19 protein-coding genes are annotated in these 20,966 nt (G+C 58.1%); 8 read left to right on the top strand and 11 right to left on the bottom strand.

The genetic code is table 11. The annotated features are described in order from the left end of the window. Positions 1-94 precede the first annotated feature (94 nt). The gene (locus BLT65_RS28865) at positions 95-1,483 is read right to left on the bottom strand and encodes an MFS transporter (RefSeq protein WP_091784021.1); all 1,389 of its coding nucleotides are present in this window, start codon (positions 1,481-1,483) and stop codon (positions 95-97) included. 339 nt (positions 1,484-1,822) lie between these two features. Here BLT65_RS28865 and BLT65_RS28860 point away from each other — a divergent pair, with 339 nt between their 5' ends. The 4 genes from BLT65_RS28860 to BLT65_RS28845 are packed head-to-tail and all read left to right on the top strand — an operon-like array spanning position 1,823 to position 5,710. After that, positions 1,823-2,779: a hydroxyacid dehydrogenase gene (locus BLT65_RS28860; protein WP_091784018.1), complete on the top strand. Its 957-nt coding sequence runs from the start codon at positions 1,823-1,825 to the stop codon at positions 2,777-2,779. Positions 2,780-2,789: 10 nt separating this feature from the next. Continuing rightward, on the top strand, positions 2,790-3,482 hold the full coding sequence (locus tag BLT65_RS28855) for an RraA family protein (protein ID WP_091784014.1): 693 nt from the start codon (positions 2,790-2,792) through the stop codon (positions 3,480-3,482). Between the two features lie 40 nt (positions 3,483-3,522). Next, entirely contained in the window at positions 3,523-4,815 is a 1,293-nt protein-coding gene (locus BLT65_RS28850; RefSeq protein ID WP_091784011.1) for an MFS transporter, read from the top strand. Next, positions 4,790-5,710 (top strand): SMP-30/gluconolactonase/LRE family protein, encoded by a 921-nt coding sequence (locus BLT65_RS28845; protein ID WP_091784008.1) that lies wholly within the window; start codon positions 4,790-4,792, stop codon positions 5,708-5,710. The genes BLT65_RS28850 and BLT65_RS28845 overlap by 26 nt, the downstream gene beginning before the upstream one ends. A 507-nt stretch (positions 5,711-6,217) precedes the next feature. Here the strand turns inward: BLT65_RS28845 and fdhA are convergent. Together fdhA and BLT65_RS28835 are read right to left on the bottom strand one after the other, a co-directional pair. Beyond that, a complete protein-coding gene (fdhA, locus tag BLT65_RS28840; protein ID WP_091784005.1) occupies positions 6,218-7,420 on the bottom strand; it encodes a formaldehyde dehydrogenase, glutathione-independent in 1,203 nt (400 codons plus the stop codon). Positions 7,421-7,961: 541 nt separating this feature from the next. Next, positions 7,962-8,576 (bottom strand): FMN-dependent NADH-azoreductase, encoded by a 615-nt coding sequence (locus tag BLT65_RS28835; protein WP_091784001.1) that lies wholly within the window; start codon positions 8,574-8,576, stop codon positions 7,962-7,964. A gap of 141 nt (positions 8,577-8,717) precedes the next feature. On the opposite strand from BLT65_RS28835, the gene BLT65_RS28830 reads away from it, so the two are divergent. Then, positions 8,718-9,644, top strand: a complete 927-nt coding sequence (locus tag BLT65_RS28830; protein WP_091783998.1) for a LysR family transcriptional regulator — start codon at positions 8,718-8,720, stop codon at positions 9,642-9,644. A 72-nt stretch (positions 9,645-9,716) separates the two neighbouring features. On the opposite strand, the gene BLT65_RS28825 is transcribed toward BLT65_RS28830, so the two are convergent. The 5 genes from BLT65_RS28825 to BLT65_RS28805 all read right to left on the bottom strand — a co-directional run bounded on the left by BLT65_RS28825 (position 9,717) and on the right by BLT65_RS28805 (position 14,786). Continuing rightward, on the bottom strand, positions 9,717-10,913 hold the full coding sequence (locus BLT65_RS28825) for an MFS transporter (protein ID WP_244186682.1): 1,197 nt from the start codon (positions 10,911-10,913) through the stop codon (positions 9,717-9,719). A gap of 100 nt (positions 10,914-11,013) precedes the next feature. Then, on the bottom strand, positions 11,014-11,412 hold the full coding sequence (locus BLT65_RS28820; protein ID WP_091783992.1) for a Rieske (2Fe-2S) protein: 399 nt from the start codon (positions 11,410-11,412) through the stop codon (positions 11,014-11,016). 6 nt (positions 11,413-11,418) lie between these two features. Then, positions 11,419-12,369 carry a VOC family protein gene (locus tag BLT65_RS28815; RefSeq protein WP_091783989.1) on the bottom strand — a complete coding sequence of 317 codons (951 nt, stop codon included), beginning with the start codon at positions 12,367-12,369 and terminating at the stop codon, positions 11,419-11,421. Between the two features lie 166 nt (positions 12,370-12,535). Then, positions 12,536-13,645: an FAD-dependent oxidoreductase gene (locus BLT65_RS28810; RefSeq protein ID WP_091783986.1), complete on the bottom strand. Its 1,110-nt coding sequence runs from the start codon at positions 13,643-13,645 to the stop codon at positions 12,536-12,538. A gap of 142 nt (positions 13,646-13,787) precedes the next feature. Beyond that, the gene (locus BLT65_RS28805; RefSeq protein ID WP_244186680.1) at positions 13,788-14,786 is read right to left on the bottom strand and encodes a fumarylacetoacetate hydrolase family protein; all 999 of its coding nucleotides are present in this window, start codon (positions 14,784-14,786) and stop codon (positions 13,788-13,790) included. Positions 14,787-15,122: 336 nt separating this feature from the next. Here BLT65_RS28805 and BLT65_RS28800 point away from each other — a divergent pair, with 336 nt between their 5' ends. Further along, positions 15,123-16,526 (top strand): spinster family MFS transporter, encoded by a 1,404-nt coding sequence (locus BLT65_RS28800; protein WP_091784172.1) that lies wholly within the window; start codon positions 15,123-15,125, stop codon positions 16,524-16,526. 419 nt (positions 16,527-16,945) lie between these two features. On the opposite strand, the gene BLT65_RS28795 is transcribed toward BLT65_RS28800, so the two are convergent. From BLT65_RS28795 to BLT65_RS28785, 3 genes are read right to left on the bottom strand one after another with little or no spacing between them, the layout of a single operon-like run. Beyond that, the gene (locus tag BLT65_RS28795; RefSeq protein WP_091783983.1) at positions 16,946-17,431 is read right to left on the bottom strand and encodes a PaaI family thioesterase; all 486 of its coding nucleotides are present in this window, start codon (positions 17,429-17,431) and stop codon (positions 16,946-16,948) included. Next, on the bottom strand, positions 17,424-18,419 hold the full coding sequence (locus BLT65_RS28790; protein WP_167306558.1) for a fumarylacetoacetate hydrolase family protein: 996 nt from the start codon (positions 18,417-18,419) through the stop codon (positions 17,424-17,426). Before BLT65_RS28790 ends, BLT65_RS28795 begins: the two co-directional genes overlap by 8 nt. Further along, positions 18,416-19,276 (bottom strand): ABC transporter substrate-binding protein, encoded by an 861-nt coding sequence (locus tag BLT65_RS28785; protein WP_091783978.1) that lies wholly within the window; start codon positions 19,274-19,276, stop codon positions 18,416-18,418. Before BLT65_RS28785 ends, BLT65_RS28790 begins: the two co-directional genes overlap by 4 nt. A gap of 181 nt (positions 19,277-19,457) precedes the next feature. On the opposite strand from BLT65_RS28785, the gene BLT65_RS28780 reads away from it, so the two are divergent. Next, positions 19,458-20,012, top strand: a complete 555-nt coding sequence (locus tag BLT65_RS28780; RefSeq protein WP_244186678.1) for a cupin domain-containing protein — start codon at positions 19,458-19,460, stop codon at positions 20,010-20,012. After that, on the top strand, positions 20,009-20,938 hold the full coding sequence (kce, locus tag BLT65_RS28775) for a 3,5-dioxohexanoate:acetyl-CoA acetone transferase (protein ID WP_091783973.1): 930 nt from the start codon (positions 20,009-20,011) through the stop codon (positions 20,936-20,938). Before BLT65_RS28780 ends, kce begins: the two co-directional genes overlap by 4 nt. Positions 20,939-20,966: the final 28 nt, after the last annotated feature.

Below are 20,966 nucleotides of genomic sequence, written 5' to 3'. Positions count from 1 at the left end.
AGATAACCTACAGGAACGCCGCAAAATCGCGGCGTCTCATTATAGGAGTGCATGCACTTATCGTCTCGATAAACAAGTTCACGTTGGCGACACATCAGGCGCTTCGCTCGACGAGCTGCTTGTTGCCGTCACGCGCGGGGAGCGCGACTGAAGGTTGCTCATCGCCGGACGCAGTTCGCGGTTCGATGATGCTAAGGAGAAGCAGGAAGGTCGCGGCCGAACACGCTGCCAAAAAGGCGAACACCCATGGCCAGCCAGATTTGTCGAGGATGAGCCCGACAATGAACGGCGCGAACGCTCCACCGAGAGAGCCACCTGTGTTCACGATTGATGCGGCGAGCGGCACCTTGTCACGGGTGGCGATGCCCATTGGATACACGAGGAACGTTGAGTATCCGAGATTAAGCAACACGCCTGCAACGAAGAACAGAAGAGCAAGCATCATCGGGTCGTTCGGCGCGAACAGCAATGCGTACATCATCCCTACGGTCGCCACCGAGGTAATCATCATGACGGGCTTACGGCGCCGAGCGAAGACCGTGTCTGAGAGCCATCCGCCGAGCAAGTTGCCAACAATCGCACCAACCCAAGGCGCGGACGCGACCGCTCCCATCTTCATCACCGAAAAATGCTTCACGCTGACCAGATAGGTGGGTACCCAAGTCATGATGGCGTAGGTGATACCCACCAGGAAGAAATAGCCGAGCGCACATCCCCAGACATTCCAGGAAGTGAAGATGGACCGACTCGTCGAAAGCAGTTGCACCCGGCGAGTCCTAATCAGACGGTCCACCCACGAGTGTTCGACAGTCTCGACGGTCTTCGTGTGGCCTTGCACTTGCTGTGCCGGAGGCGGAGATTTGATGTAATCGACCTCACTCTGCGAAACGTAGCGGGATTCTTTGGGCTCATCGCGGACCAGCCAGAACCACAGCAACGAGGTGATGAGTCCAGGGACCGCAAAGAAGAAGAACACGTCGCGCCAGCCAAACTTCAGAAGCAAAAGAGCGCAAAGCGGGGGAACGAATGCTGGCGAGAATTTGATGGCGGAGATAAAGACACCGGCTGCCAATCCCTTCTCCTGAGGAGGGAACCACCGATTGATAGTCGACACGATGCCGATGTTGATGGGGCCTTCCGCAAGGCCAAGAACTGCACGCGCAGCTTTGAGTTGGAAGACGCTGCCGGCCAGACCCATAAACAGTGTCGCAAGTGACGTCAGCACCATGGAACCGACCATCAGTCCTCGAACGCCGAGCTTGCCGAAAATATACCCCGACGGGATTTGCACGATGGCGTAGCCGAAGTAAAACAGGCTGGCCATGGCACCGATGTCCGTGTTGCTCAGGTGATATTCGCTCCGAATCGTCGGGATGACCACACCGAGGTTGGCGCGGTCCGCTCCAGCGATGCAGTAGGTCAAAAATATCATCGCGAGAACAATCCAGCGATAGCCCGTCCGGGCGGTGGAACTGCCATTCATACGTGTCTCCTATCCCCGGCGGCGCCGGTCACCTGTTCCGGTTCTCTGACCGTGGCCCATCGTAAGTCGTCTGATAAGTCTATGCGTAGCGACTTTTGTCGATGTTCCAGCATTCCATTTTCGACTTGCGGATTAACCCTGGTTGACCTGCCGGCGCGGTTCCCACCGGGTTTGCCTCATTTGCATTCTCGCACCTAGCAAAGCTCAGAGCGTTTTTCCAGGGGTTCACCCGGACAGTCGAAAACGGAATGCTCCTGGGTCGAAAAATGTCGCTACGTCCTACCTGAAAGTCGCTTTTATGCTTGGTCTCGCTACCTCGACAAACAGCGGAACCAGCACATGAAAGTTTTCGTCATGGACCAGATTGACCCGAGCGCGGTGGAACTGCTCTCGAAGGCTCACACGGTCGTCAATTATCCCGAATCACGCACCGCCGACTGGCACGCCAACGCAGACGCCGTCGTCGTACGAACCTTCGAAGTCAGAGCGTCAGACTTTTCGAAGGCCAAGAACCTGAAGATTGTCGCGAAGCACGGCACCGGCGTAGATAACGTCGACATCGAAGCGGCGAGCGAAGCTGGCGTCCTGGTGACGAACACGCCCGGAGCCAATGCCAACGCTGTCGCGGAATATGCTCTCGCAATCACCCTGGCGCTTGCGAGAAAGGTAAGCGTTGCTGACCGGGTTCTACGTCAATTGCAGCAAATGCAACTCCAGGGGGGAGTCGAACTGACCGGGAAGACCGTCGGTCTCCTTGGCTTCGGTGATATTGGTCGCAGAACAGCACGTCTCTTCAAGGCCGCGTTTGGCTCTGGGTTGGTTGTCTACGACCCGTACGCTCCCGATGCCGCCTTCGAAGAACTGGCCGCCGTGCGAGTGAACTCTATTCATGAGCTGCTGCCGGCTTGCGATGTTGTCAGCTTGCATCTGCCGCTGCTGGCCGCCACGAAGAACCTCATCGGTGCAGCTGAATTCAAGCTCATGCGCAGTTCAGCGCTTTTCATCAACGTGGCGCGCGGCGGGATTGTAGATGAGCACGCGCTCTACCAGGCACTGGTTGATGGACAAATCGCTGGCGCGGCAAGCGACGTATTCGAAATCGAGCCTGTGCCGGCGTCCCACCCCCTGCTAACGCTCGAGAACTTCGTAGCTTCCCCACACATCGCAGCGAGCAGCAAAGAATCGCTCGTTCGGATGGGCTACGCAGCGGCGCACGCAGTGATTGAAGCCCTCGCCGGTCGCACTCCGCCACATCAAGTCATCCCGAAGCTCAACACCATCAACGCAACTGTTTAAGGGCATCCCCATGAAGACGAACCGTTTCAATGAAACCGCCGATTTCGAACGCGTCACGCCGGAGCAAATCGAGCGTGCGCGCGAATTCCAGGCTGCAGTTCTCTGTGACGTCGCGGGACGTCGAGGTGCATTGCACGGCAACATCCAGCCGCTCGTCCCGAGTATGGTGGTCGCAGGCCCCGCGTTTCCGGTCGAGGTTCGCCCGGGCGACAACCTGATGTTCCACGTTGCGCTGGCACTTGCGAAGCCGGGCGATATCATCGTTGTAGATGGTAAAGGCTATCAATCAGCCGCACTCTTTGGCGAATTGATGGTGACGCAAGCAATCGCGGCCAAGCTCGGTGGACTGGTTGTCGACGGCGCAGCGCGCGATGTCGCGACTCTTCGCAACAGCAACATGCCGATTTTCGCAAATGGCCGTAATCCCGCCGGCCCGACCAAAGGCCTCGATGGCCGCATTGGCGTGCCCATCTCGCTGGGCGGAGTATCAGTTGAGCCAGGTGACCTGGTTATCGGCGACTGTGACGGTGTCGTCGTCATTCCTCGCTCAGATGTGGACAAGGTTCTCAAGGCAGCCGAGAAGAAGCTCGAGGCAGAGGCCCAACGCCTCGCAGAAATCCGGGACGGCCTTCTCGTTTCACCATGGCTCGATGATGCACTACGAGCAGCTAGCGTCATTGGCAAGGACGAGACGCTCGAATAACTATCTGGTGGTTTAAAAAACTACATACGGAGACGATGCAATGAAACGCCGATATTGGGTATACCTCTTCCTGTTCCTGCTAACGGTTGTGAACTATGTCGACCGCGTGGCGTTGTCCATTGCGTCATCTCAAATAGGCAAGGAATTCTCGCTGTCGCCGGTCAATCTAGGCTACCTGTTTTCATCATTCCTGTGGCTGTACGCAGTTGCGCTGATTCCGATGGGTTTGCTGGTCGACCGGTTCGGCAGCAAACGCCTCAATGCATGGGGCATCGGCTTTTGGTCCCTCGCAACCGCATTGACCGCTTTCACCGGCGGATTCATTTCTCTGCTAGCGACGCGACTTCTGATGGGGCTTGGCGAGTCGACGTCCTATCCCGCTGGAGGCCGCGTGATTCGCGAATGGGCTCCAGCCTCTGAGCGTGGAATCGCAACCTCAATCTTTCACGCGGGCAGCCTCCTCGGACCGGCTATCGGAGCCATCGGCCTCGGATGGGTTGTGACGACATACGGTTGGCGCGCAGCGTTCCTGGTTGCCGCCTCCACGGGCTTCGTCTGGTTGGCAGCGTGGCTCATTTGGTTTCGACAGCCCGAGGATGCCAAGTGGCTCAGCGAGGCGGAGCGCAAACACATTCTCTCTTCTCGAAACGCGGTGGGAACCAGGGGCTCGATAGAGCCGCAGCGCCTCGGCTTTGCAGCGCTGGCCCGGTCAAAGACCATTTGGGCTATCGCATTCACCCACGGTTGTGCCGTGTATGCGACATATCTCTTCCTGACATGGATGCCGAGTTATCTGCAGGCGGAAAAGGGCATGAGCATCACGCGAAGCGCGCTGTTCACTGCAATTCCATATGCCGGTGCCGCAATACTTGGTGTGTTAATTGGTAGCTGCAGCGACCGCTATCTGCGCGGCAAGGACATCGCTGGAGGAAGCCGAAGGGCTGTCGTAGCTGCCTGCTTGCTGATGTCCGCTCTCATCTTGCTGGTTCCGGGAGCCAATGAACTCTGGCTCGTGATGCTTCTGCTGACGCTTTCGTTGACCGGGTGCACTGCGGCGGTTGCATCAAACCTGTCGTTGGTCAACGACCTGTTACCCTCGAAGAAAGATTCGGGAACGGCAATCGCAATGATTAGCGTCGGTGGTAACGGCTTTGGCCTGATAGCTCCCATCGCTACCGGGTACGTCGTTTCTATGACGCATAGCTATCAGGCTGGATTCGTCATTACCGGCGTGCTGGTACTAACGGCTGCTGCCGCGACGCTGTTGCTCACACGTCGCCCCATTACATCAACGGAGACAATCAGCGATGTTTGCGTTACCCGAAACGCTTGAGGCCAAACCGTTCGCACGCTTACCGGACGAGCTTCGCACCGGCACTGAAAAAAGTGAATGGAATGCTGGCCAACCCGCCGGGCTGCATGCGTCGAGCTTCCTTGAAGGCCCATCTTTTGACCGCAGCGAAATTCTCTGGTGCGTCGATGTGGTGAACGGGCGAATCCTAAACATAGACCAAAATGGTCAGTTCTCCGTCGCCGTTGAGTATGACGGTTGGCCGAACGGCCTCAAGATTCGCGAAGATGGTCTCGTGTTTATCGCGGACTACAAGCACGGCATCATGGTGCATGAGCCCGGCTCGAAGGTCGTAAAGCCGTTCCTGGTTCGCGCTGGCATGGAACGCTTCAAAGCGGTCAATGACCTGTTCTTCGCGGCAAATGGCGACCTCTTTTTTACTGACCAGGGACTGACGGGGCTGCACGACCCGACCGGACGTCTCTTTCGCGTCACGCGGGACGGAAAGGTCGATTGCCTGCTTTCGAATGTCCCAAGCCCAAACGGGCTGGTCATGGACCTCGATGAGCACGCACTACTGCTCGCGGTAACACGTGCAAATGCCGTGTGGCGAGTGCCCATCCTCAACGGTGGCGTCGCAAAGGTCGGTACCTTCATTCAGCTCTCAGGCGGCGTAGGCCCGGACGGGTTGGCTCTTGACTCGTCGGGCGGCCTGCTGATTGCACATGCTGGCATGGGAGCCGTCTGGGTCTTCAACGCCAGAGGCGAGCCGACCTGTCGTGTGAATACGCCAGACGGCGCTCTGTCCACAAATCTCGCTTTTGGTGGTCCAGAGAACCGGGACATCTTCATAACCGAATCCCGGAGCGCGCAGATTTATCGCGCACGGGTCGAGGTTTCCGGAAAAGTTATGGTCTCGCATCGGTCTGCAGACTAACGGCACGTCACAGCGAGCGGAGCGACTTGCTCCGCCAAGCTGCCGCTTTCGCGGCACACATCATCTTTCACTTGCTAGCCAAGGAGTTTCAACCTTGTCCCGGCGATTCACACGCCGAGTATCCAGTATGGGGGAGCCGTATCCACTTCTGCGACGACGAATATCCGACCTAGCCGCAATCGCCGCTTTCTCACCGTGCAACTACATCACTACTTTCGCCGACTACAAGGCGGTGCACACGATAAATCGCGCAAGTCGGCACGTGGTTGTTCAGCCATCGACACACGCGTTCGACAATCGAGTGCTCGTCCAGACGCTGAAAGCCCCTAATCGCGCCGCGAAAAGTGTGATATCTCAGTGCGAAACGAAAGTAAGCTCCTTTCTGGTTTTTGGGTTCTAGAAAGCATGCCCGTCTCAATCGACGCAGGGGCGATTGCACTCACAGTCACGCCGGTCTTCACAAGTACGGATGCGTACCGCTTGCAGGTCATCGTCGCCCCCAACGTATCAGGCCGCCGCTTTCAGGCTACCGTGTGGGTCGATGACAAATTTCTTCGGTAGGCCCGAGTCGAATTCAGCATAGCCGCTCGGCGCCTGATTGAGGTCGATGACGGTCACGTTGACGATCTCAGCGATATTCAGCCGGTCCCAAAGAATCGCCCGCATTAGGTTCTTGTTGTACTTCATCACAGGCGTTTGACCTGTGAAGAAAGAGTGCGACTTCGCCCAGCCGAGGCCGAAGCGCACCGAGAGGCTGCCACGCTTTGCCGCGGCATCGGTAGCACCAGGATCGTCGGTCACGTACAGGCCCGGAATGCCAATCTTGCCAGCAGCCCGCGTGATTTCCATCAGCGAATTCAGGACTGTGGCAGGCGCCTCGACCTGGGATCCGGAATGACCATGACCGCGTGCTTCGAAGCCAACGCAATCGATGGCGCAGTCCACTTCCGGCTCGCCAAGCAAATTGGCGATCTGTTCAGCGAGCGACACATCTTCGGAGAGGTCGACCGTTTCGAATCCGACCCGTCGAGCATGTTCGAGCCGCGTCGGATTGACGTCGCCGATGATGGTGACGGCCGCCCCAAGCAGTCTCGCGGATGCCGCAGCAGCCAAGCCGACGGGGCCCGCACCAGCGACATAGGCAGTCGAGCCGGGGCCGACTCCAGCTGTGACCGCACCGCGATAGCCCGTAGGCAGAATGTCCGACAAACAGGTCAGGTCGCGGATCTTTTCCATCGCGCGGTCGCGATCCGGGAACTTCAGTAGATTGAAGTCCGCGTACGGCACCATGACATATTCGGCCTGACCACCAATCCAGCCACCCATATCGACGTAGCCGTAGGCGCCTCCTGCACGTGCGGGATTGACGTTGAGGCAGACCCCGGTGTTTTGAGCCTTGCACATCGGGCACCGGCCGCACGCCACGTTGAACGGAACCGAAACCAGGTCGCCTTTCTTTAAGGTGAGAACGTCGGAACCGACTTCGATGACTTCGCCGGTGATTTCATGACCGAGAACGAGTCCGGCCGGAGCTGTCGTTCTACCGCGAACCATGTGCTGATCGGAGCCGCAAATATTTGTCGCGACCACTCGGAGGATGACCCCGTGATTGACTTTGCGACCGGCCGGGTCGACCAGCTCAGGAAATGCGATGCTGCGCACTTCGACTTTCCCGGGTCCCACATAAACCACTGCACGATTACCTGACATGATGTCTCCGTAAGTCATATGTAGTTATCAACAGGCTGTACGCTGGACGTACCCAGCCAACGAATCCAACTGCTGTGTGTCGTACGTGTTAGTGGGCAATTGCCCCGTGTAATCCGGTTTGATACCTCGTGTGCCGACTTCGGCACCGATGCGCCTTCCAACAAAATGTTCATCGCTCTATGGACTAACGGTCGCAGCCACGCGTTCCCAACCGGCCGTGCGAACAACTTCCACCAGTTCAGAACGGCAATGACGAGATACTGGGCAGATTTCACGGCGTAAGGGGGTGGCTGCCCCGCAACACAGTTTTTCTGATTTAAAACACGAAAAATCGCATGCAAGCAAGCCTCCAGGCTCAACGGCTCGCCAGACAAAGCACGGGAGCCTGAAGGCGAAGCGCGCTTTGCCACGAGCGCAAGTCGAAGCGTAGATAAGGATCAGCGAGTACCGACGACTCCCTGTTGGCAAAGGCCGTCGACTATTAGAAGCCGACGGTACCGAATGGACCTACGAAAAGACCAATTGAGCGGATCGCGAAGCCTCAACCCAGAATCGACGCTATCTCGCCGCGCGCTTGAGAAATCGCAGCATTCTTCGCCTCAGGTCCGAACGCAAGCCCCTCGGCCCGAATCACGGTTACGTCATGTTGACCGAGAAAAGAGAACACACCCTTAAGGTAGCTTTCATGGTGTTCCAATGCCGCGTAAGGGGAGCCTGCTGAATATGCGCTGCCGCGAGTGGAAGCAATGAAGATTTGCTTCGACGTCGGAAGCAGCGTTTGAATCTCACCAGTTTGGCTGTATTTGAAGGTACGACCAGCGACCACAACGCGGTCAATCCAGACTTTGAGTTGAGACGAAATCGAAAAGTTATACATTGGAGCACCAACGACGACAATATCGGCATCAAACAACTCGTCCAGATACTCGTCTCCCTTTTTGATATCACCGAGTAAGCCCGGCTCCTCCACCGTCGCCCCATGACGGACCGCAACGTGGCCGATCGAGAGATGCTCGGCAATCTCCGACGCCAGATCACGATAGGTTACTTCGATGGATGGATGTAGAGCGACTTGTCGCGCAACGATTTCGGCGGAGAGCGTGCGGCTAACGGAATCGTTGCCGAGAATACTGGAATCGATATGCAGCAACTTCATGGATTGTTTTCCCGAGTTCGAAGATCAATTTGAGAGGCATAGGCGCCTCAGTTCGACTCTTAGTTTTACACTGCTGCGTCCACCTGACTAGCTGTTATGTTCTGATAGAATCCATCGAAAAATCAGATAGGATGGTTTGCGGTGCTTGATGCTTTGTCGCTGGATCAATTGCGGACCTTCATTGTTGCGGCAGAGGAAGGCAGCTTTTCGGCCGCTGCAAGAAAGATGTTTCGTGCGCAGTCGGCGATAAGCGATTTGATCTCCAAACTGGAAGGCCAGATTGGAGTGGTTCTGTTCGACCGGTCAGGCCGCTATCCGAAACTCACTCCCGAAGGATTGGCGCTCCTTGCGGATGCAAAGAAAATCGTCGCGAGTGTAGATGATTTAAAGGCACGCGCGAAAGAAATGTCTGCTGGTCTTGAGCCGGAACTCGCAGTTGTTGTCGATGTTTTTTTCCCGATGGACGGGATCGCCGCAACGGCCAGAGATTTCCGCAATCAGTTTCCACGCGTCTCGCTTCGTCTGCACACTGAAGCCCTGTGCGGTGCCTATCAAGCAGTTTCCGACGGACGCGCAGCAATCGGTGTCGTTCCAACTTCGTCGATGACGTCCCCCGAATTTAAAGTCGAGCGCCTCATGGGCGTTGGTCACACGATCGTGGTTGCAACCGGTCATCCTTTAGCGATGCGTGAAGGGCGAGTCTCTAGACCGGAGCTCGCGCAACACACGCAACTCGTCCTGTCTGACGGTTCGAGACAATCCGCGAACCGCGAGTTGGGTGCCATCATGTCACCTTCGACGTGGCATTTGACAGACCTTTTTGCTAAGCGAGCGTTCCTGCTCAATGGCGTCGGTTGGGGAGGAATGCCCGCGCACACCATTTCCACCGATATTGCCGAGGGTCGGCTTGTTCGGCTCGACATCGAAGATTCCCCAACCGGCGACCAAATCATCGAGATGTCAGCCATCTGTCCTATCGCCAGACCACCCGGACCCGCCGGACGCTGGTTCATAGAGCGTCTGCGTGAATGGTGCCTTGAGACTCCCCGCGAAAGCAATCTTCAGTAGGAGTCTGGATAGCTAGCCAAGTCAAATTGAACCTAGTCGCTCCCTCGCCCATACCCGCGCGACAGTGGCCGATCATCGCAGTCCCCGCCTGTGCTGCAGCAGAACAGCAAAAGCTCCTCCTGTCACAAGCAATCCGAGGCCGATGAGAAACAGAAGATTCGACGTCGAAGTCCGCTCCAGAAGCACCGCACCCAACAGAATGCCGATGGATTGCCCTAGGTAAAGGGAACAGGAAAATAGCGACACAGCCGTTCCACGGTATGTCGGACTCATTTGAGTCGCGTTCAATTGAAGCGTGTTGTGCAGGACATAAAATCCAAAGCCCGCACCAAAGCATGCGAGCAGGTTGACGGAAAGTTCGTGGCAGGCGGAAAGCGTTACGTACGACACCGCGAGCAACAGTCCGCCAAGCGTGGCGAATCCGGCCTCGCCAAGCTGGCCGAGAAGAATCTTTGCGGCGCGGCTGTAGACCAGGCCGCCTATGCCGTATAAGCCGACAACCAGACCCGCCTGCGACATCTGCACTCCGACGGCCTTGTGGATATGCGTTGGCAGGAACGCAAGCGCAGTATAGGCGAAGCAACCTTCAATCATCGTGATCGTGAGTACGACGCGGGCCCAAGGCGTCTGTATCACGGATACCATATTTTCCAGAAACTGACCTTGCGAAAGCTGGGTGACAGCTGGTCGCGCTCTGGCCTCTCTGAATGTCAATGCACCGGAAATGCCGAGAACCACCGAGATGATGAGGAAAGCGACGCGCCAACTGACGACCGATGAGATCGCTCCACCAGCCCACTGGCCAAAGATAGTTCCACAGACAGTCGCCCCGAGAAGCCGGGCAAGGATCTCCTGGCGACGTCGATATGCTACGCTGTCCCCAATCCACGCCATCGTAAGCGGAACGATTCCCGCCGCCGTCGCGCCTGATACAGCACGCGCGAGAAGAAGTTGATGGATGTTACCTGATGCAAAAGCAGCGATATTGCCGAGCGCACATCCGAGTGTGGCGAAGGCAATTACCCGGACCTTGCCGAAACGATCACCCAAAGGGCCGAAGAAAAGCTGGAGGACGCCATAGGCAAGCGCAAAAGCAGAGATGGTGTGCGCGGCGTGCTGCTGGTCCACTGCGAAACTCGCTTCGAGCGACGTGAGCATCGAGTCGCAAATCCTCATGGCAGCCAAGCTTGCGAAACAGCATAAATACAGCGACCAAAGTAATCGACCAACTTGAATAGTTTCGTCAGCCTTGCTCGCTTCTGCTTCCAACGCGAGAGTTCTCCATCAGCGTTTTCGCACGGTCCTGTCGCGCCGCAGGCACGTCGCAACCCGTACGAACGTGGAGCAGCACCAGTCGTTTGTCAAAACATCACAATGCGTCTATCCCGACATCCACTCCGACACGATCGAACTCGTAGAATGCACTGACGTATGAGTCTTCTTCAATACGTAGCGGAATTGATTCTAATTTCTGGCCCAGGCACGGTCCGAGTACGCATAGCCCTTCCTCGATGGAAAATTTTGCACCGTGTCCGTGACACACAATGTAATCCATTCTGTGATCGAGGTAGCCATGCTTGCGCCACGGCAACGTCGCTCCGGGCCAGTGTGGGCACGAATTCCTGTATGCACGCAACAGTCCGTCCTGGCTGACAACAAAAATATCGTCAACGCCCCGCCCGCGAAGATCGAACCCGCGCGCCCCCACCGGAGGAAGCGCGCTCAGTTTGCAAAGACGAACCCATTGCGAAATGGTGGCGCCATCCATAATGGGTCACGCCGGACGTTGCTCGGAAGGAGGTGGCGGGCCGCCCGGCGCCCATTTCTCGCGCCATTGAAGCAGGAATTCCTGCGCCAGATCTGCATGCGCGGGGGCGACGCGTGGTACCCATGAATCGTCGTGCAGGTCCATGTCGGCGTCGTATTCGACATGGCATCCAAACGGCGAGTTGAAATACCAGAACCAGTTGGACCCAAACTGGTGGCGGCCCGGCCCCCAGTAGGATTCATAGCCTTTCGCAGCGAAGGCGCTACCGGCACGCAGTACCTCAGTCGGCCCACCCAGGTGGAACGTGAAATGTTCGCAGCCTTGCATGAACGGCGGCGTCTGGATCAGAAAGAGCGTGTGGTGGTCGAGTGTACCGGCGGGCCGAAGGAACGGACCCATTCCGATAAACTTGTCGCTTAGTCGAAATTTGAGCCTGTTGACGTAGAATGCCTCCGCCTTTTCCGTGTCCGGCACGAAATAGACGACATGCGACAGCGTCCTGGGGCGCGGAGGCACTTCGTTCCCGCTGGTGAGCGCACCAGTGACGTTCACACCGCGCCGGGCATCGCCAGGTGCGTTAACCTGTTCAGCTGGGAGTGCGCATTCGCGACGCACGGTGACCTGAAATCCCAGCACAAAGCCCACATCATCAATGGCTTCAATCGAGCCATCGGCAAGGAACTTGACCTCGCGGTCCTTTCCGAGCTCGCGGGCGATTTCATCGAGCGTCGTCTGATCTGCCACGCCGTAAATGGTCTTGCGCAACTGGTTCGCAGTGGGAAACGGCCATGCAGGAAGCGACGGGTCATCCTTCCGGCGGACGACGACTCCTGTGCCGTCCATGGCTTCGAATCTGCCATCGCCCATTGGCGTCAGGCCGTAGTCGACAAGAAACTGTGTGCAGCTTTCCTGGTCTTCGACACCGAAGACCAGTGTGTCAGGTCCGAGGATTTTCATCGTAATTGTCCTGTTGATGAAGAGGTCTCGTGAAATTCAATACGATATGACTCACAATTCGACGGTCTGACGAGGCGAATCAGCGTGTTCGGATGCCAGAGGTCAAGACTTTGGCCGATTACGAGCCACACCATATGCGTGATTGAAAAAACCTGCTCTCACACACCTAGATTGGCTGACCAAGATACTGGTAGGTCTCCAGCAACAGGGCAGCCGACCGGTCCTTGTTGCTGACCGGGTCCTCCTGTTCATTCAGACAAAGCTGCAGCGAGGCGTCATATATCCTTTTCACGCGCTCGAAGCGTCGGCTGTCATACGCCGTCAGTGCCTCACCGACAGAGTCGCTGCTAGCAAGACATTCCGCCAGAACCAGGGCATCCTCCACGGCCATACCAGCGCCCGAGGTCATCTGTGGTGTCGGAGCGTGCGCCGAATCGCCCAGCAGCATGACTCGCCCGCGATGCCACGGTGTCGGCACCAGGGTAATGTCCAACGGACGGAAAATCACCTGTGAAGAGTTGGTAATCAGGTCAAGCGCGTCTCGTATGGCAGGCGCGTCAAATTCCGCAAGGCGCTCACGAATCAACTCATGAGAGCGGTCCTCAGCGATGCGAAGCGGCTCCTTGCTGCTTTCGAGATAGAACATGTAGCAGCTTTCGCGCGAGGTTGGGAAGATGCCTACAACCTTACCTGTCGGTGTGCGGTAGAGGCAGAATCCGTCTGCCTCTGCTGGGCGTGGTGCATTGAAGCGCCATACGCTCTGACCAGCGAAGCGGGGTTCGAAGCTCGTACCGAAGACACGTTTTCGCATGCCCGAATAGACGCCATCTGCGGCGACGACGAGATCATATGAGGCCTGCCGGCCATCTGAGAACTGCACTTCGACGCAGTCACCCCGATCGGTCAGAGCTTGAACGGTGAGACCTTTCTCGAGAACCGCGCCGCTTTCCTGCGCCGCAGTCTCGAGAATCCGGGCAAGCTCCGGCCTACGGATACCGCAACTGGGAGGCGCGGGGTGCGTGTGCAGTAGACGGCCTGCGCCATCGAACTCCCGAAACACCGCGAACGACATGCCGCTTTCCAGACAAGGCTCGTCGAGACCGATCGTTTTCAGCGCCCGCATCGTGTTGTGCAGCAGGCAAATGCCTGCGCCTGCCGTCGGCCTTTCGGACTTGACATCGATACAGTGCACGTCCAGTCCCTGCCTCGCGAGTGTGACGGCCGCCGTCGCGCCGCCGATTCCCGTGCCCACGATAAGCACGCGTTTGACTTTCATTCTGTGCCTCCTGTCTCTACTCCGTGGCGGATATGATAGTTTTGACCGCCAGTGAAATCGCCAGGCGATGCCGCTTGTGAGACGGCATGCCGGAGCCGCTTATGTGCGTATGGTTCGAACGCACTTACTGCCCGCGAGCAGCTTACATGAAAGGCGTCCGGCGCTCAGGCCACCAGGTTTCCTGCGGACGCAGGGCAATGCGATTGCGCAGCACACCGACACCCGACACGTCGAGTTCGATCACGTCGCCAGGCTTGACGCTTCGTCCCAGTTCGAGCGCGGAACCGTTGCCCATGGTTCCAGAGCCAATCACATCCCCCGGCTGAGCGTAGTCGCCCAGCGAAACGTACGCGATCAACTCGTCCGGGGTCCAGAGCATCTCCGACGTGTCTCCCTCGCCCCACGTCTCACCGTTCACGCGGACCGACATACGGATGTTATCGAGACGCGGAAATTCATCGATCGTGGTAATCCACGGACCGATACCGTAAGCAAAGTCCTTGCTTTTGGTGGGTCCCATACCGATTGCAAACTCATTGCCCTGGAGATCGCGTGCGCTAAAGTCGTTAAAGATGGTCACACCAAAGAGATACGAGCGAGCGTTGTCGGGCGTAATATTGTGAGCTTGTCGCCCGACAACCCAGCCTAGTTCGAGCTCGTAATCCAGGCGGTCCGATCGCGCAGGCCAAGGCACTTCCGCCTCATGCCCGATCACAGTCCACGGTGAGCCCTTGAAATAGCCGGGCACCTCAAGCAGCGCCGGCGTGGGGCTGATATTCATGCGCTCGTGGAACTGACGAATATGCTTGGTAAAGGTCAACCCATCGCGCACGACTGACGGGTCACACGCCGCGCCCCAACGCAGGCCATCCATCGCGAGCGATGCGTCGTCACCATACTTCGCGGCCGCCTCCGTCGCGGTGTCGAGAAAACGTTGCCCAAGAGCGATCGCAGCCGACATGCTTTCGGGAAACACGACTGACGCATAACGCAGTGACGCCTCACGGGTCGCCCCTTGTGCCTGCAGCCGAAGCGCTTCGGCTGCCCGCAGATCGACGACTCGGCCCTGCTCCGGTAGCACCATGCAGATACGCTGAACCGGCCCGTCCAGACCCTCGACAACGAATCGCCCCAGTTTCATTCTGTTCTCCACGTGACTGAATAAGATAACAATCATAATGAAACTGAACGTATCGTTTTGTCAACGAAGGTGGAGCTAGGGGTATCTCCCAGTGACAAGCTCTGCCGACTATGCACAACTTTTATTATACGATACGTATCGTTTGAATCCGGGATCGTGAATACGACGAGCACGGCATCCGCTCACGGGCAACCAGGAAACGGGGATACGCACCGCCGACACCCCTGCGACACCGCGCGGCAACTTGATCGCCAGAGCTACTGTCTGGAGCCGTTTCCCACCAGTCGGGTACGCACAACTGGACACCCGATGCTTCAATCGAGAACCGGAGAGTTCATGCTTCAGGAAAACAACGCCACTCAACGCTTCTATCCTTGGCTTCTCGTCGTCGCACTGTTCTTTACGAGCGTGGTTTCCTATCTCGACCGGAACATTATTTCCCTTTTCGTCGGCCCAATCCGGCAAGAGATTGGACTGTCAGATGTTCAGGTCAGCCTTTTGCAAGGAATCGCCTTTGCGCTCTTGTATTCCGTAATGGGACTTCCCTTCGGCCGTCTGGTCGATCACCACACGCGCAAGACCCTGATTGCTTCAGGCGTGCTACTGTGGAGCGCGATGACGATCTGCTGTGGTCTGAGTACCACCTTCTGGCAACTCTTCTTCTCGCGCATGGGCGTCGGTATAGGTGAGGCATGCCTCGGGCCCGCGGCGTTTTCCATGATTGCGGATTGCTTCGCGCCAGCGCAGCGGGGCCGCGCTATCGCCAGCTACAACATGTCCAACTATGTCGGCGTGGGAATTTCGCTATTGTTTGGCGGCACCATCATCTCCATGTTGACGCGGCTCGCCGACATCGGATTCACGGGCCTTTCCAGCATGCCGACATGGCGACTTGCCTTCGTGATCGCGGGGTTGCCTGGTACCCTGATGGCGTTCGTCGTACTGGCGTTGAAGGAACCGCAGCGCCGCGAAGTCATGCAGTTCGATGACGGGCAGCGCCGAAAGCTGGGGTTATGGTCGTATCTGTCCGGCCGCAAATCCGCGTTCGTTTCGATCTACACAGTCTATACACTCACGGCAATGATCGGCTACATCGTCGTCGCGTGGGCGCCGTCCTTTTACATCCGTCACCATCACATGCGGCCCGCAGATGTTGGGCTGCTGATGGGTGGGATGACCATTTTGAGCGGCGTCACGGGATGCATCTGCGGCGGGTATCTCAGCGACGCACTGGCGGCCAAAAGCGTCCGCGGTGGGCGCTTCAGACTTCCATTGCTCTGGTGGCCGATTGCGGTCGCTACGATCATCGGCATGGTCTTCGCATCCAGTCCGACATGGAGTCTTCTCTTTCTAGGACTGTTGACATTCGGCAGCGCGCTCTCGTTTTCGGGTGCTGCAACCGTCATCCAGGATGTGGTCCCCAATCAACTCCGCGGCCAGGCTGCCGCGCTGAACTATATCTGGACAGGCATCATCGGTCTGTCTTTGGGTCCCACGTCCGTTGCGATGGTGACTCAATACGTCCTGAAGGACAGTAGCCTACTAGGCGACGCGCTCGCGATTGTCGTCGTCCCACTATCCGTGGTCGGATTTCTCGCATGCTACCTCGGCCAGAAAAACTATCAGGAAGCGAGAAACGACCTCATCGCAACGCTGCGCACTGGCATTAACGCTCGTGTGGCACCGGAGACTACGCAAGACAGTGAGAGCTCAGACGCAAGCAGGCAGACCACAGTCTAACGGGGCCAGTCGCGGGAAAAGCATTTGATCAAGAAGACGGAGAAGGACTCTCGTTGACGAGCGGCTAGTCCCGCTCTTCGCGTGGCAGGCAGCATACTGACCTGAACCTGACTTAGCACTAGGTTGCGGCTACCGGCACGCGAGTTTCGCCACCGCGCAAACCCGGTACACGATCGTCAACGCTTCCGCCAACTATCTCGACTGAGAACACGCGTCAGGCTTGGGAGGGAGCATCTTTTCATGCTCGGTTCTGCTTCGCTAACCAGCTTGCCGAGCATGCAAAAACCCGCCAAAACTTCTCGCGGAACCGCCCGAGCTAGTGTGCCAGCGGTCGGAGGCAAGCTCCACCGGTCTGTCAATGCCGCCGATAACCAGATCCAGCCCGTACCGACTGACGGTTTGGGCACAGGATATTGTACCTAGCTGCGCACGTCTAATATCGCGAACGACGCCGTCGCACTGGCAACGCAGCGTGCCCTTGCTCCGTCGTACAGGTCGGCCTCAAGGAACGCAATGCGGCCACCGAGCCGCTTAACGCGTGCCTCCACAGCGAACTTACCGACGAATCCGGGCTCAAGCATGTTCACCGTGAGACTGACGGTGGCGCATGTGCGGCCGTGCTGAAGTTTTGAGAGTAACGCGAGCGCCATGGCGAGATCTAGCATGGATGCAATCGCGCCGCCCGCCACGACTCCATTACCCTGAATGGACTCGCTTGGAGCCGTGAAGCCAATCGACAGCGCTCCCTTCCTGCCTCCCAGCAGCGTGGCACCAAGCCATATCAATGCGGGGTTCATCTCAAGCGGTACGTTACCTACTCCGGCAGTGAGAGTCTGGTGGATGAAAGCGCGGTCCGGATTATCAGGCTGGACTGCGCCCCCTGCGGTTGCAAATGTCTCAGCCATTACCGGGCCCCGTGCAAACTTGCCGTTGGCGCCCCAGGCCTTCGATCTCCGCCTCCATGACGTCGCCTTCGCGCAGGAAACGGTTGTAATGCGTACCGTTGCCAGCCGGCGATCCCGTACAGATGATGTCGCCTGGCATAAGCCGCGCATATCGAGAAATATATTCGATCTGGCGCTCGATACCGAACAGCATGTCGGCCGTTGTCTCGTCCTGCATGACCCGGCCCGACACCGTGAGCCGCATCTTCAGCCGGTGCGGATCCGGTACGAATGCTCTAGGAACGAAGTACGGCCCAAGCGGGAGAAACCCTGGCTGCCCTTTCGAGCGTAACCAGTCGGTGCCCAACATCTTGTAGTCGGTTCGTGGAATCAGGTCGCGCGCTGATATGTCATTTACAATCGTGTAGCCGGCCACGTAATCGAGCGCGTTATCGCGCGAAATCTGATAGCCGCCGCGGCCGATCACGACGGCCAATTCGAGTTCCCAGTCGGGCTGAGTTGTCGTGCCAGGCAACACCAGCGGATCGAAGGCACCAGACACCGCGGAGACCGGTTTCGTAAATGCATAAGGCTCTCCGTGGGCCACACGTTCGTCCAACATGCTTTCTGCCCACTGCCGCAATTGTGCATCATCCATCCCCTCGGGGCCGACCTTCGAGTCAACCGTAAGATCGACCACATGCTTGCGGTAATTGGCGCCCGTGCAGAATATTTGCCGCGGTAGGTCAATTGCCGGATGGGTGTGCAGATCTGAGACCTCATGCCATTCGCCATTCTGCGTGGAAACGCTGCCCGCCAGGCGCTCCAGCGCCTGCCGGCTTGCATCCCAGTTCTCCAGCAAGCCGAGGACCGTGGGGGCGCCCGCAAGCATGCTGTCGCCATGCCTTGTCGCGAGCCGTGCAAGGGATGCCACGCGATCATTAATGACAAGACCAACAAAGCGCACACCATCGCGCGCCGAAAATGTTCCAAGTGAATAGGGCTTCACGCCTTTTCTCCGATGTGTTCCTGAAGCAGCGAATCGTCGACAATCGCCTCGTAATCACTATCTGCACCGACCAGATCAAGCGCCCTGCGGTGCGCAACGAGCAGCGCTACCCCATCCGGTGTCGGGCGCAATGACGGCGGGTTCAGCGCGATCATTGCGTCGGCCGCGGCAATGTGAACACCCGCCGCGACGACGGCCGGCCTTGCCTGGGAGGGGCGCTCCTGTACCACTTGGCGTGCCCGCTCGAGGTCCTCGAGCCAGGCGCCAACTAGCCCATGCGCACCGCTGCCCGTGCGCATGACAATCCCCTGCCCCGGAAAGGCGGGATAGCTTTGCTGCACGGTGGCCACCCTGGCAAACCCCGCCTTGACCGCCATCCCGTCGAACGGCGGCCCAAGGAGCGTGGCCACGCCCTGCCGGGCGAGCAGCGCCTCCAGACGCTCCTGCACCCCTCCCGCCGGCACCAGACGATGGTCGTCAGCGCCGATACCGGCGTCGCTTAGCATGACCTTCAACGCGGTGACGAAGCCGTTATCGAGAGCGTCCACGAGAATATCCGCGCCGCGCATTGAACACACATCCGGGCGCCCGGCGCGCGCAACCAGAATCAGCGGCGTGGTCCGCTCGATCTGTGCGACCACGCGAAAGTCCCGCGGTCCCGCACGCCGGTTCCACCCGATGACGTTGTCCATCGACGTCACCACAGCATCGACCTCCCCTGCGACCAGCGCCGCGAACTGCTCGTCGGAGGAGCGGTTGCGGATCGCGTGCGTTGTCATGGAGCGCTGATCCCGAGCAGCAACCATGGCCAGCAGCGGCGGTACGAACCACATCACCCGGATCGTTTGAGTCTCCATGTCGTCATCTCCTACCAGATCATCATTTATCAATTACAGAACGTATCGTTCCATTGTGTCAAGAAAAGATTTTGCTAGATGCAGCAGCGTCGACGCCGCTTGTCCCTATTGACAGCGTCGCTAGCGTAGTTAACGATACGAAACGATTCGACTCGTTAATGGAGACAAAATGGAAACGATAATGGACAGGGACAATTCGCAGAATTCGAACACTGAGGGCTATCCCCCCGTGCGGCGGATCATTACGGACACCAATGCGGAGGGCAAGTCCTACTTTCTGTCCGACGCGTCGGCACCGAACAGGACGGCGCGCCCCGGCCTGCCCGTCGCCCACGTCCTGTGGGCAACAGGCGAAGCACGTGCCCCCGGCGCGGACCCCGCGCCCGCCGGGCACGCGTTTGAGTTCCATTCGCGAGGCGGATCGCTGCTGCGAATCGTCGACTTCCCTCCCGACGAAACGTACGACGAAGCCCAGTTGAAGCAGTTTCTCGACGCGAACGGCGTGCGCGACAAAGGCGCCCCCCGGCACTTCTGGTTCCACAAGACGGAATCGCTCGACTACGCGTTTGTCCTCGAAGGCGAAATCTGGGCCCTGCTGGACGAAGGGGAAAAGCTCATGCGCGCAGGCGATGTCCTCATCCAGCGGGCAACCAACCACAGCTGGGCAAACCGCTCCGGCAAGCCCTGCCGCATGGCATTTGTGTTACTCGACCTCGTCGAAGGAGAGCAGCTGTGAGCAAGGCGATTATTACGTGCGCCGTAACGGGCGGCGCCCACACCCCCTCCATGTCGCAGTTCCTTCCCGTTACCCCGGAAGAAATCGCGGCCCAGTCAATCGCAGCGGCTGAGGCTGGCGCGGCAATCATTCATCTGCATGCCCGCAATCCTGAAGATGGTCGCCCCACCGGAGATCCCGGCGTCTTCAGGCGCTTCGTGCCCGCCATTAAGTCGTCGACCAACGCGATCATTAATATCTCGACGGGCGGTGGCGGTCCACACATGTCAATCGAGGACCGCGCTGCGGCAGGTCGCGCACTTAAGCCGGAGATGTGCTCGCTGAACATGGGTTCCGTCAATCTTGTGCTTTCTGAGATGGCCGAGCGCGACCGTGACTGGAAACACGATTGGGAAGTGCCTTTTCTGAAAGGCACACGCGGGTTGATCTTCCGCAACACGTATAACGATATCGAATGGATCCTGGAACACGTTGGCAAGGCGGGCGGTACGCGCTTTGAATTCGAATGCTATGACGTCGGCCATCTGTACACGCTGCAGTACTTCCTGGAAAAGGGACTCGTGAAGCGCCCCCTGTTCGTGCAAACGGTATTCGGACTTCGCGGAGCGATGGGCGCACACGTCGAGGATCTGCTTCATCAGAAGCGTACCGCGGACCGTTTGTTCGGCAACGACTACCACTGGTCAGTGCTCGCTGCCGGCAAGCACCAGATGCCGATCGCCACGATGGCAAGCCTGATGGGCGGCAACGTCCGCGTCGGTCTTGAAGACAGTCTTTATATTGGGCGCGGAGAGCTTGCACAGAGCAATGCCGATCAGGTCCGCAAGATCCGCCGGATTCTCGACGAATTGGGCATTGAGATCGCGTCACCGGACGAGGCGCGGCAGATGCTGGACCTGAAGGGCGCTGAGCAGGTCGACTTCTAGAAGGAACGCATTTATCCGGCCGCAAGGC

The sequence above is a fragment of the Paraburkholderia steynii genome, assembly GCF_900100565.1.
In the GTDB taxonomy this organism is placed as follows: Bacteria; Pseudomonadota; Gammaproteobacteria; order Burkholderiales; family Burkholderiaceae; genus Paraburkholderia; species Paraburkholderia terrae.
Note: the sequence above shows the minus strand (reverse complement) of the source record. Positions and strands in the feature narration are given on the sequence as shown.

Bases quoted from the DNA above. Each gene is read 5' to 3' on its own strand.
- BLT65_RS28855 (WP_091784014.1), top strand. From the start codon at position 2,790: ATGAAGACGAACCGTTTCAATGAAACCGCCGATTTCGAACGCGTCACG.
- BLT65_RS28860 (WP_091784018.1), top strand. From the start codon at position 1,823: ATGAAAGTTTTCGTCATGGACCAGATTGACCCGAGCGCGGTGGAACTG.
- BLT65_RS28805 (WP_244186680.1), bottom strand. From the start codon at position 14,786: ATGAAACTGGGGCGATTCGTTGTCGAGGGTCTGGACGGGCCGGTTCAG.
- BLT65_RS28785 (WP_091783978.1), bottom strand. From the start codon at position 19,276: ATGGAGACTCAAACGATCCGGGTGATGTGGTTCGTACCGCCGCTGCTG.
- BLT65_RS28810 (WP_091783986.1), bottom strand. From the start codon at position 13,645: ATGAAAGTCAAACGCGTGCTTATCGTGGGCACGGGAATCGGCGGCGCG.
- BLT65_RS28815 (WP_091783989.1), bottom strand. From the start codon at position 12,369: ATGAAAATCCTCGGACCTGACACACTGGTCTTCGGTGTCGAAGACCAG.
- BLT65_RS28800 (WP_091784172.1), top strand. From the start codon at position 15,123: ATGCTTCAGGAAAACAACGCCACTCAACGCTTCTATCCTTGGCTTCTC.
- BLT65_RS28820 (WP_091783992.1), bottom strand. From the start codon at position 11,412: ATGGATGGCGCCACCATTTCGCAATGGGTTCGTCTTTGCAAACTGAGC.
- fdhA (WP_091784005.1), bottom strand. From the start codon at position 7,420: ATGTCAGGTAATCGTGCAGTGGTTTATGTGGGACCCGGGAAAGTCGAA.
- BLT65_RS28845 (WP_091784008.1), top strand. From the start codon at position 4,790: ATGTTTGCGTTACCCGAAACGCTTGAGGCCAAACCGTTCGCACGCTTA.
- BLT65_RS28795 (WP_091783983.1), bottom strand. From the start codon at position 17,431: ATGGCTGAGACATTTGCAACCGCAGGGGGCGCAGTCCAGCCTGATAAT.
- BLT65_RS28835 (WP_091784001.1), bottom strand. From the start codon at position 8,576: ATGAAGTTGCTGCATATCGATTCCAGTATTCTCGGCAACGATTCCGTT.
- BLT65_RS28865 (WP_091784021.1), bottom strand. From the start codon at position 1,483: ATGAATGGCAGTTCCACCGCCCGGACGGGCTATCGCTGGATTGTTCTC.
- BLT65_RS28780 (WP_244186678.1), top strand. From the start codon at position 19,458: ATGGACAGGGACAATTCGCAGAATTCGAACACTGAGGGCTATCCCCCC.
- BLT65_RS28850 (WP_091784011.1), top strand. From the start codon at position 3,523: ATGAAACGCCGATATTGGGTATACCTCTTCCTGTTCCTGCTAACGGTT.